The sequence below is a fragment of the Duganella caerulea genome (assembly GCF_040362985.1).
Taxonomy (GTDB): domain Bacteria; phylum Pseudomonadota; class Gammaproteobacteria; order Burkholderiales; family Burkholderiaceae_D; genus Rugamonas; species Rugamonas vulcania.
Genome location: NZ_BPWJ01000007.1, coordinates 94371 through 105953, shown reverse-complemented (window position 1 = coordinate 105953; position 11583 = coordinate 94371). Strand labels below are relative to the sequence as shown.

General features: G+C 65.2%; 7 protein-coding genes. 6 read left to right on the top strand and 1 reads right to left on the bottom strand.

Features of this window, described 5'->3' with window-relative positions; genetic code table 11:
- Positions 1-36: 36 nt before the first annotated feature.
- A complete protein-coding gene (locus ACUJB0_RS21150; RefSeq protein ID WP_444846941.1) occupies positions 37-2547 on the bottom strand; it encodes a TonB-dependent receptor in 2511 nt (836 codons plus the stop codon).
- Positions 2548-2842: 295 nt separating this feature from the next.
- On the opposite strand from ACUJB0_RS21150, the gene ACUJB0_RS21145 reads away from it, so the two are divergent.
- The 6 genes from ACUJB0_RS21145 to vioD all read left to right on the top strand — a co-directional run bounded on the left by ACUJB0_RS21145 (position 2843) and on the right by vioD (position 11576).
- Positions 2843-3817 (top strand): LacI family DNA-binding transcriptional regulator, encoded by a 975-nt coding sequence (locus ACUJB0_RS21145; RefSeq protein WP_444847142.1) that lies wholly within the window; start codon positions 2843-2845, stop codon positions 3815-3817.
- Positions 3818-3834: 17 nt separating this feature from the next.
- Entirely contained in the window at positions 3835-4332 is a 498-nt protein-coding gene (locus tag ACUJB0_RS21140) for a hypothetical protein (protein WP_444846940.1), read from the top strand.
- Positions 4333-4846: 514 nt separating this feature from the next.
- Entirely contained in the window at positions 4847-6151 is a 1305-nt protein-coding gene (vioA, locus tag ACUJB0_RS21135) for a flavin-dependent violacein biosynthesis tryptophan-2 monooxygenase VioA (RefSeq protein WP_444846939.1), read from the top strand.
- Complete coding sequence (gene vioB / locus ACUJB0_RS21130) at positions 6148-9165, top strand: iminophenyl-pyruvate dimer synthase VioB (RefSeq protein WP_444846938.1); 3018 nt, start codon at positions 6148-6150, stop codon at positions 9163-9165. Before vioA ends, vioB begins: the two co-directional genes overlap by 4 nt.
- Positions 9166-10458, top strand: a complete 1293-nt coding sequence (vioC, locus tag ACUJB0_RS21125) for an NADP-dependent violacein biosynthesis oxygenase VioC (RefSeq protein ID WP_444846937.1) — start codon at positions 9166-9168, stop codon at positions 10456-10458. It begins immediately after the preceding gene.
- On the top strand, positions 10458-11576 hold the full coding sequence (vioD, locus tag ACUJB0_RS21120) for a flavin-dependent violacein biosynthesis monooxygenase VioD (protein WP_444846936.1): 1119 nt from the start codon (positions 10458-10460) through the stop codon (positions 11574-11576). The genes vioC and vioD overlap by 1 nt, the downstream gene beginning before the upstream one ends.
- The last annotated feature ends 7 nt before the right edge of the window (positions 11577-11583 follow it).

Genomic DNA, 11583 nt, shown 5'->3' with positions numbered 1-11583 from the left:
GGCCGACGCGCGCGCCGGCCGGCAAAGGACGCACAATCAGAACGATGCCGTCAGGCTGAACTGCAGATTACGCCCCAGGATGGCGCGGGCAAAGAAGTAATTGCCGCCGGCGACTTCGGTGAACCCGGCGCGCGGATTGCCCTCGGTCAGGCCGATGGTGTTGGTCAGGTTCTGCACGCTCAGGTTCAACGCCAGCGTCGGCGACAGCTGATAGTTTCCACCCAAGTCCACCGTGTGGTAAGCCGGCAGCACGAAGGAGTTGGCGGCGTCGGCGAAGCGCTTGCCGACCTGGTGGTACGACAGGTAGACCTCGCCCTTGTTATCCGGCAGCAGCAGGGCCGGCGTGATGGTGTAGTTCTGGTCCGGCGAGCGCTCAGGGTGCGAGCCCAGGCTGGCCGTGTTGATGGTCGAGGCCGACGGTCCGCTGACGCTCTTGATGTTCATCGACGACTTCTGCACCACGCCGGTCAGGTTGATGCGGGCGTAGCGCACCGGCCGCCATTGCAGGTCGTATTCCAGGCCGTTGACGATGATGTCGCCGCCGATCTTGGTTTCCAGGCTGTCGCCTTCGAGCAGGCGACTGAACTGGTAGTTCTTGAAGTTGGTGCGGAACGCCGTCAGCGACGCCGAGAAGCCGCGCCGCTGGTAGCGCGCGCCCAGCTCGCCAAAGCTGATGTGGGTCACCGGATTCTCGTTGTTGGCCTGGTAGCTTTGCGAATAGCGCGCGTAGGCCGCCAGGTTGTCGTTGATCAGGTAGTTGGCGCCGGCCGTGGCCGAGCTGTGGTTGGCGGCGCCGTTGTCGACGTAGTCGTACTGGCCGTTGAAGGCCGGCATGGTGTTGTTGACCATGATGTTGTCGGCGTCACTGCCGTCCGGCTTGTTCGCTCCCGGTATCGCCACCGTCGAGCCCTGCGGACGCCATACGCGGTAGTGGAAATGCTCCAGGCGCATGCCGGCGTCCACGCGCAGGCGCTCGTTGAACTGGTACTCGTCGTTCAGGTACAGGTTTTGCGACGACAGCGAGGAGCGGCTCAGGCCCACGCCCCACGGGTTGTACTCCAACACGCCCTTGTCGGTCAGCTGGCCCACCACCTTGCCGGCACCGTCGACGGCGACGATGTCGAGGCGGGCCGGGTTGTTCCTCACCTCGCCCAGGAAGCGGGTGTTGCCGTCGTTGCCGCCCTGTTCATCCTGGTCTATGGTCAGCAGGCCGGCGGTCAGGCTGTTGCCGGCCGCGGTCCAGGTGAGGCTCAGGTCGTTGACGAAGTTCTGGCGGTAGGCGCGGTTCTTGGCCGAGATGTTATCCGTCAGCAGGCCGTTGCCGCTGACGTTGGCGAGATTGGCGCCGGCATACACGGTGCCGCTGGCCACGCCGCGGATGGCCGCCGTGGTGCCGGGGAAGCGCGCCAGCATGGCCTTGATGTCGCTGTTGGTGGCCGGGTTCAGGCGGTCGGTGGCCGAGCGCAGGCTGTTGTTATCGAACGTGAACACGGCGTTGAACTCGTTCTTGAAGTCGGTGTAGCGGCCCTTGGAGCGCACCGTGAAGGCGTCGTTCAGGCGTTTCTCGAAGTTGTAGCCGATCGAGGTCGACTTGGTGGCGACGCCGTCGTTCAAGTCGTTGGTCTGGATGCCGTTGGTGTTGCGGCCGGCCTGCACGCCGTTGTCCGCGCTGAGCAGGGTGCCGTAGTTGCCGTTGAAGCCGGGCACCGGCTGCGGATTGGACGGGTTCTGGAACGGCGTCGGCAGCAGGAAAGTGTTGTGGTCGTTGACCAGCTTGACGTTGACGCTGAATTCGCCGTCGCCCCATTTGCGGCCCACATAGGCGCGCAGCAGGCCGCCATGGTCGGCGGTGAAGCCAATGTCGCGCACCGAGTCGGAGCGGCGGTAGAAGCCGCCGAAGCCGGCGTACCAGCCGTTGCCGATCGCGCCGCCGTAGCGCAGGTCGATGCGCTTGGTGCCGTAGTCGGAGCCGGTCAAGCGCAGCGCGCCCTCCGGTTCGTCCTTGGAACGCACCGTGATGAAGTTGACGGTGGCGCCGGCGCCATTGACCGTCAGGATGCCGGAGGTGCCGCCGCGCACCGCCTCCATGCGGTCGATCGACAGTTCCTGCTTGAGGATGGTGTCGGCCAGGCCCGGATGGTAGAACACCGGCAGCCCGTCCTCGGACAGCTGGACGAAGTTCTGGCCGCCGCCGGCCAGGCCGCGCACCGTATAGTTGTTGGACACTTCGCCGCCGGAGTCCTCGACCATCATGCCGGGGATCAGTTCCAGCGCGCTGGCGGTGCTGCGCGGCGCCTTGCGGTCGAGGTCGGCGCGGTCGGCGCTGGTGACGGCCACCGAGCTTTCGCGCACGGTGCGCTTGAGCGAGGTGCTGCCGGTGACTATCACCTGGTTCAGCTTGTCGTCGGCACGGTCCTGGCCGGCGCCGTTCGGATTGCCGCTATCGGCGGCGGCTGCTGCGGCGGCTTCCTGTGCCTGTGCCTGATGGGCCAGGGCCCAGACAGCCAGCGTGATGGTGGACAGCAAAAAACGCTTGCGATTCTTCATTTTTGTCTCCGTCTATTATCTTTTTAACTATAGCTGTATAAGCGGTCGCTGCGGTATGGCTGGGGATCAATGCTGACGGATGTGTGAGGTTTTCCGAAATTATCGATTGAGCAACCGGTGTTTCATATTTGCGCAACCGGTTGCGCAACGATTTGATTATGCAGCGTTCCAAATTTATTTGCAATTTATTCCGCTTCAACGATGCAATTAGCAACACATGCGGCGAAACGGGCAAATGGCGGTATCATGCCGCTTTTGGATCGCATGCCAGGGCCCCGGGGGAAGCGCAGTGAAGATGACGTTGGACCAACTTGCATTGAATCTCGGCCTGTCGAAGGGCACGGTCAGCCGTGCCCTGAACGGCAAGGGCCGCATGGCCGAGGAAACCCGCCAACGCATCCTGGCCGCGATGAACGCCTCCGGCTACTCGCCCGATCCGACCGCGCGCGAATTGAGCCGCCGTTCGCGCCACAGCGTCGGCATCTCGCTGAGCAAGGGCGGCTTCGGCCCCTACTTCACCCTGTTCTGGCGCGCCCTGGTGCAAGTGGCGGGCGAGCGGGGCACCCGCTTTGTCGAGATGAACGAGCCGCTGGAAACCTACACCCGACTGCCGGACGCGGTGCTGCTGCACAACACCGACGCGGTGCAGGAACGCCTGGCGCTGCTGGCGCAACGCAAGGTGCCGGCGGTGGTGCTGGGCCACCAGCCGAACGCCGCCTTTGTCGTGCCGGACGACGCCGGCGGCGGCGCGGCCGCCACCCGCTGCCTGCTGGACTTGGGCCACCGCGCGATCGGCTTTGTCGGCATGCCCACCGCGCAGCAGTCGGACATCGACCGCCGGCAGGGCTACCGCACCGCGTTGACGGCGGCCGGCGTCGCGTTGCGCCCGGAACTGGAGCTGGATGGGCAGTTCTCGGTGCTGGGCGGCTACCGGGCCGTGCGCCGTGCCTGGGAGAGCGGATTGCGCTTCACCGCCCTGTTCTGCGCCAGCGACGAGATGGCGATAGGCGCCATCGGCGCGCTCGAAGACCTGGGCTTGCAGGTGCCGCGGCAGGTGTCGGTGGTCGGCTTCGACGGCCTGCCGGGCTTGCCGTACGAGTTGACCACGGTGGTGCAGGACATCGAACGCATCGCGGTGGAAGCCATCACCCTGGCCGAACAATTGATCGACGGCGGACCGCTGCGCGAGATCGTGGTGCCGGTGCGGCTGCAGCTGGGCGCCACCACCGCGGCATGCGTGCCGACAGGTACAATAGCAAAAGATCAATAACCATTCCGGGGATATCCATGCGCATTTCGCAGGCAGCACGTTCCACCTTGACCTTCATCGCCACCCTGCTGTGCGCCGGCTGCGTGGCCATCGTGCCGCAGTCCGGCCAAGCCTCGGCCCGCGCCGACGGCGGCCCGTCGTTCTGCCAGACGTCGCCCGACGGCAAGGCGGTGGCCTGCGGCCCCGCCGCCAGCTTCTGCCAGAAATCATCGGCCGGCAACGCGGTCGCCTGCGGCCACAAGGCCAGCTTCTGCGATACCTCGTCCGATGGCAAGCAGGTCGCCTGCGGCGGCGAGGCCACGTTCTGCGCCAAATCGGCCGACGGCAGCGCCGTGGCCTGTGGCGGGGAAGCTTCCTACTGCGAAAAATCGGCCGACGGGCAGCACGTGGCTTGCGGCGGCAAGGCGAGCTACTGCGAACAGTCGGCCAACGGCCACGAGGTCGCGTGCGGCGGCCAGGCATCCTTCTGCCAAGCCTCGGCGGACGGCTCGTCGGTGGCCTGCGGCGGCCGCTGAGGCCCGCCCTCGCTCCGTGCACCAGCCCGCCGTGAGCGGGCTTTTTTGCGCCCCCAGTGGGCTGGCTTACTATCAGCAAGCCACTGACAAAAAACAAGCCATCGTCGACATTTTGATCGCAACGGACTTCGAGCGCTTGCTCGCCGAAAGCGGCCACGCACAATCGCCGTAACCGCCCGTCCTCCTACCGCCGCCGATTCACGCGCTTCGCCCGGAGCGCCGGGCGGCGTGGCTTCCCTTCCGCCTTCCGCACACCCAGCCGCACGGCACCACAGAATTCTCATCCGCAATAGCTTGCTGTTGCCGGTCGCATCATTCCACTTCCCCTAGGAAATTTAAGCACCAAAAAGTAGCACATGCCCCGTTTTGGTGCATTGACATTTGTCAAATCGCCAATCATGCAAGTAAGTTATCGTTCGCCCTGTCTTTGATCTGACGCAGAAAAACCCCTCGTCAAACTTGAACTTTTTTGAGCCGCATCAGTAGCTTGCCTACGACTGAAAGGAACCCCTGGATGACACAGTATTCCGACATTTGCATCATTGGCGCCGGCCTGGGAGGGTTGGCATGTGCAACTCAGTTGATTAAAGCGGCTTTCGGCAAGCATCTCCGCATCCGCATCTTCGATCTGAACGCCAGGGTCGGCGGACGCATCCAGTCGCGCATGGTGGGCGACGAGGTCGCCGAACTGGGCGCGGCCCGCTACTCGCCGCAGCTGCATCCGCATTTCGACGAGCTGATGCAGGACAGCGGACTGGAGCACGCGACCTATCCCTTCACCGAGGTGGCGGCCGGCGGACGCGAGCAGGAAAAGCTCAAAGCCACGCTGCACAGCCTGAGCGCGATGCTGAAGGAACACCCGACCGAATCCTTCCTGCAATTCGTCAGCCACTACCTGGGCGAGGCCGAAGCCATCCGCATGATCAAGGCCACCGGCTACGACGCCTTGCTGCTGCCCATCGTCTCGGGCGCGATGGCCTACGACATCATCAAGAAGCATCCGGAAACGCAAAGCTTCAGCGAAAACGCCGGCAACGAATGGCGCTACGCCACCGACGGCTACGCCGAACTGCTGGCCCAGCTGCAACGCCAGGCGCAGGCCGCCGGCGTCGAGTTCCAGATGGAGCACCGGCTGCTGTCGGTCGAACGCGCCGGCGCCGACCACGTGCTGGTCTTCAGCCACCAGGGCGATACCAAGGTGCACCGCACGCGCCACCTGATCATGGCCGTGCCACCGTCGGCGATGCCGCAGCTGAACCTGGATTTCCCGGCCGCGTGGAGCTCGTTCGAATACGATTCGCTGCCCTTGTTCAAAGGCTTCCTGACCTTCGACCACGCCTGGTGGGAAGCGCTCGGCCTGACCGACAAGGTGGTGATGACCAACAACCCGCTGCGCAAGATCTACTTCAAGGGCGACCAGTACCTGCTGTTCTACAACGACAGCGACAGCGCCACCTATTGGCGGGAATGCCTGGAGCAGGGCGAGGACGCCTACCTGGAACAGGTGCGCCGCCACCTGGAGGACGCGCTGCCGCTGGACGGCCAGCCGATGCCGCCGATCAAGGGGCATTTCCACAAGCATTGGCCGCACGGGGTCGAGTTCTACACGGATCCGCAAAGCGCGCACCCGGCCGTGCTGCTGCACCAGGACGGCATCATCTCCTGCTCGGACGCCTACACCCAGCACTGCGGCTGGATGGAGGGCAGCCTGATCAGCGCCCGTTACGCCACCCGCCTGCTGCTGGAGCGCCTGCGCCAGCAAGCCGAAGCGGCCGGCGAGGCCGATGAGCTGGCCACCACGTCGGATGAGGGCGCATGAGCATCCTCGACCTGCCACGGCTGCACTTCCGCGGCTTCGCGCGCGCCAACGTGCCGACCGCGAACCGCAACACGCACGGCCACATCGATATCGCCACCAACGCGATCTCGATGGCGGGCGAGCCGTTCGACCTGAGCCGCCCGCCGTCCGAGTTCCACCAGCACCTCAGGCAGCTTGAGCCGCGCTTCAACGCCGCCGGCAAGCCTGACCCGGAAGGCGTGTTCAGTCAGGCGGCCGGCTACAACTTCTGTGGCAACAATCACTTCTCGTGGGAGAACGTGCGGATCACCGGCGTGCAACTGCACGAAGGCGACATCGACACGGAGGACGCGCTGGTGGGCGCCAGGCTGGCCTTGTGGGGCCACTACAACGACTACCTGCGCACCACGTTCAACCGCGCCCGGTGGGTCGACAACAACCCCGGCCAGCCGGACACCACGCTGATCTACGCCGGCCAGTTCACGCTGAGCGGCAAGCAGGCCACGCCGCACACGCCGACGCTGTTCAGCGCCGACATCCCGCAGGCGCACTCGGTGCGCTGGCTGGGCGGCGGCCACATCACCGAGCGCAGCGGACACTTCCTCGATGAAGAGTTCGGCCGCGCGCGGCTGTTCCAGTTCTCGGTGACCAAGCAGGACCGCAACTTTCTCTTCAATCCCGACGCGCCGCTGCCGTCCAGCCTGTGCGCGCTGCAGCACGCGCTGGACGACGACGACGTGCTGGGCCTGACCATCCAGTACGCGCTGTTCAACATGTCGACGCCGCTGAAGCCCGATTCGCCGGTGTTCTACGACCTGGCCGGCAGCATCGGCCTGTGGCGCCGCGACGAGCTGGCCACCTACCCCAACGGGCGCCTGCTGCTGCCGCGACAGGGCAGCCTGGGGCCGGTGCTGGTCAAGCTGCACGCGGACCGCGTCTCGCTCAACATGCCGACCGCCATTCCCTTCACCACCCGCGACGCCAGCGCCGTCTCCGAACAGCATCCCACGCACGCGCTCGGCGGCAAGCAGGCGCTGGGCGAGCTCACGCTGCACGACGCGGCCGGCGCGCTTGTCGCCCGCATACCCGAGCAGCTGTACCTGGATCACTGGCGCCACAACGGCGTGTTCGACGTGCCGCTGCGCCACGGCGCCACGCCGTCCGGTTCGCTGCGCCTGGGCAGCGCGCACGCGCAATGGGACGAGGCCGACTGGGTGGTGCAGTCCGACAGCAACCAGCTGTACCTGGAAGCGCCCAACTGTGGGCAACAACAGGATTATCCACAGACGATCACGCTGCAAAGCCGCTTCTGCGGCGAGCTGGCCGCGCATCCCGCGCTGACCGCGCAGGCGCAGGACGCCGGCATGCTGGCGCTGCAACTGCAACCGTCCGCACGCGGCGAAGGTTACGCCGACCTGACCGTCACCGGCCGCCGCTCCGGCGCCACACGCATCGTGCTGGGCGAAGGCCGGGAAGCGCAAACAATAGGCGCGCGCGTGCTGCCCGACGACTGGCACCTGGACGACGTCCCCGCCGAACAGGTCGACTACGACTTCCTGTACCGGCATGTGATGAGCTACTACGAGCTGGTCTATCCCTTCATGTCGGACAAGGTGTTCAGTCTGGCGGACCAGTGCAAGACCGAAACCTACTCGCGCCTGATGTGGCAGATGTGCGATCCGCAAAACCGCGACAAGAGCTACTACATGCCGAGCACACGCGAACTGTCGCTGCCGAAATCGCGCCTGTTCCTGAAATACCTGACGCAGGTCGAGGCCGCCGCCAGGACCACGCAGCCGCAGCCCGAAAAGCCGCGCGCCATCGGCAGCAAGCACGAACTGATCGCCGAACTGAAAACAGCGATCGACCTGGAACTGTCGCTGATGCTGCAATACCTGTACGCCGCCTACACGATTCCCAACTACGAGCAGGGCGCGCAGCTGGTGCAGGCCGGCCGCTGGCAGCAGGACGAGCTGGAACTGGCCTGCGGCACCGAGGACCGCCGCCGCAACAGCGGCACGCGCGGCGCACTGCTGGAAATCGCCCACGAGGAAATGATCCACTACCTGGTGGTGAACAACGTGCTGATGGCGCTTGGCGAACCCTTCCACGCCGGCACGCCCCTGCTGGGTGAGCAAGCGCGGCAATGCTTCGGCCTGGACACGGAGTTCGCCTTCGAACCGTTCTCCGAACACGTGCTGGCCCGGTTCGTGCGCTTCGAATGGCCGGACTACCTGCCCACGCCGGGCAAGTCCATCGCCAGCTTCTACATCGCCATCCGCCAGGCGCTGGCCGAACTGCCCGAGCTGTTCGACCCCAACGGCGGCAAGCGGGGCGGCGAGCACCACCTGTTCCTCAAGGAGCTGACCAACCGCGCCTATCCCGGCTACCAGCTGGAAGTGTTCGACCGCGACAGCGCGCTGTTCGCGATCGACTTCGTCACCGAGCAGGGCGAGGGCGTGGCGGTCGACTCGCCGCATTTCGCCTCCTCGCATTTCCAGCGGCTGCGCGCGATGGCCGGCAAGTACACGGCCCGCGACAAGCCGTTCGAGCCGGCCGTGCCCGCGCTGAAAAACCCGGTGCTGGAAGCGCGCGCCGACTGCACCGTGGTGACCGATCACAAGGCCCGTTCGCTGATGCAGCTGTACCAAGGCTGCTACGAGCTGACCTTCCAGCTGATGGCGCACCACTTCGCGCAGCAGCCGCTGGGCAGCCTGCGCCGCTCGCGGCTGATGAACGCGTCGATCGACATCATGACCGGCCTGCTGCGGCCCCTGTCGGCCGCGCTGATGAACATGCCGTCCGGCGTCCCCGGCCGCAACGCCGGGCCGCCGGTGCCGACGCCGCCGGGCCGGCAGGTCGACAGCGACTTCAGCCAGGGATGCGAACAGCTGGCACACAAATGCCTGTCGCTGGCGCAGTACGCGCGCGGCCTGCAGGCCGGCGTGGTCGGCCTGGCGCAGATCGAAATGTTGGAGTTCTTTAATCAGCAATTGACCGATTTATCTCGGGGAAGGATGTCAAGGGAAGCGTAAATGAAAAAGACCATCATCATTGTCGGCGGCGGGCTGGCCGGCAGCCTGACCGCCATCTACCTGGCCCAGCGCGGATACGACATCCACGTCATCGAAAAGCGCAGCGATCCGCTGCAGGACAACTCCGCCACGGCCGACCCGGTCAGCTCGCGCGCCATCGGCGTCAGCATGACCGTGCGCGGCATCAAGGCCGTGCTGGCGGCCGGCATCAGCCGGCAGGAACTGGAGCAGTGCGGCGAGCCCATCGTCGGCATGGCGTTCTGCGTGCGCGGTCAGTTGAAGGTGCGCGAGCTGAGCCCGCTCGAAGACATGTTCCCGCTCTCGCTGGACCGCAACGCCTTCCAGCGCCTGCTCAACCGCTACGCCGTCAAGCACAACGTGAAGTACTACTTCGAGCACCGCTGCCTGGACGTCGACCTCGAACACAAGACCGTGCTCATCCAGGGCAAGGGCGGCGTCATGCAGCACCTGCACGGCGACCTGATCATCGGCGCCGACGGCGCCCACTCGGCCGTGCGGCGCGCCATGCAGAGCGGCATGCGGCGCTTCGAATTCAAGCAAAGCTTCTTCCGCCACGGCTACAAGACGCTGGTGCTGCCGAACGCCAAGGAACTGGGCTTCCGCAAGGACTTGCTGTACTTCTTCGGCATGGATTCCAAGGGCCTGTTCGCCGGCCGCGCCGCCACCATCCCGGACGGCAGCATCAGCTTCGCCATCTGCCTGCCCTACAGCGGCATGCCCAGCCTGGCCACGCTGCACCGCGAAACGATGGCGGATTTCTTCAGCCGCTACTTCAGCATGCTGCCGGAGGCCAGCCGGCAAGCGCTGGTGGACCAGTTCATCGCGCTGCCCAGCAACGACCTGATCAACGTGCGCTCCAGCACCTTCCACTACAAGGGCAATGTGCTGCTGCTGGGCGACTCGGCGCACGCCACCGCGCCCTTCCTCGGCCAGGGCATGAACATGGCGCTGGAGGATGTGTACGTCTTCATCACGCTGCTGGAAAAGCACGGCGAGGCGCTGGACGTGGTGCTGTCCGAATTCACCCGCCAGCGCAAGGTGCAGGCGGACGCCATGCAGGACATGGCGATCGCCAACTACGAGGCGCTGAGCAACCCCAATTTCATTTTCTTCCTGCAGACGCGCTACACGCGCTTCATGCACAAGAAATTCCCCAATGTTTATCCGCCGGACATGGCGGAGAAACTGTACTTCACATCGGTTCCCTACGATGAGCTGCAGCAAATCCAGAAGAAGCAAAACGTGTGGTACAAACTTGGAAGGGTAAATTAATGAAGATTCTCGTTATCGGCGCCGGCCCGGCAGGATTGATTTTTGCCAGCCAGATGAAACAAGCCCAGCCCGGCTGGGACATCAGCATCGCGGAAAAGAACACCAAGGAAGAAGTGCTGGGCTGGGGCGTGGTGCTGCCCGGACGGCCGCCGCGCCATCCGGCCAATCCGCTGTCCTACCTGGAGCAGCCGGAACTGCTGAACCCGCAGTTCATCGAAGAGTTCAAGCTGGTGCACCGCGACCAGCCCAACCTGATGAGCACCGGCGTGACCTTGTGCGGCGTCGAGCGCCGCGGCCTGGTGCAAGCGCTACGCGCCAAGTGCGTGGCGGCCGGCATCGACATCAGCTACGAGACGCCGATGCAAAGCCGTGAGGAGCTGGAGGCCGAGTACGACCTGGTGGTCGTATCCAACGGCATCAACCACAAATCGCTGGAACTGCCGCCGGCGCTGGCGGCGCAGGTCGACTTCGGACGCAACAAATACATCTGGTACGGCACCACCCAGCTGTTCGACCAGATGAACCTGGTCTTCCGCAGCAACGACAAGGGCATCTTCATCGGCCACGCCTACAAGTACTCGGACAAGATGAGCACCTTCATCGTCGAGTGCAGCGAGCAAAGCTATGAGCGCGCCGGACTGGACAACATGACCGAACGCGAAGCGGCCGCCTACATCGCCAGCACCTTCAGCGCCGAGCTGGGCGATCACGGACTGGTGAGCCAGCCGGGCCAGGGCTGGCGCAACTTCATGACGCTCAGCCACGACCTGGCCTACGACGGCAAGTTCGTGCTGATCGGCGACGCGCTGCAATCGGGCCACTTCTCGATCGGCCACGGCACCACGATGGCAGTGGTGGTCGCGCACCTGCTGGTGAAGACGCTGGCCACCGGGCCGGACACCGCCGCCGCGCTGAGCAACTTCAACGACCGCGCGGTGCCGCTGGTGCAGCTGTTCAAGGAACACGCCAACAGCAGCCGCCGCTGGTTCGAAACCGTCAGCGACCGCATCGGCCTGAGCAACGCCGACCTGACCATCAGCTTCGACGCCCGCCGCAAGGACCTGCCGCCGCTGCAGGACGCGCTGATGGCCGCGCTCGGCTACGCGCTGGGCCGATAGGAGCCGC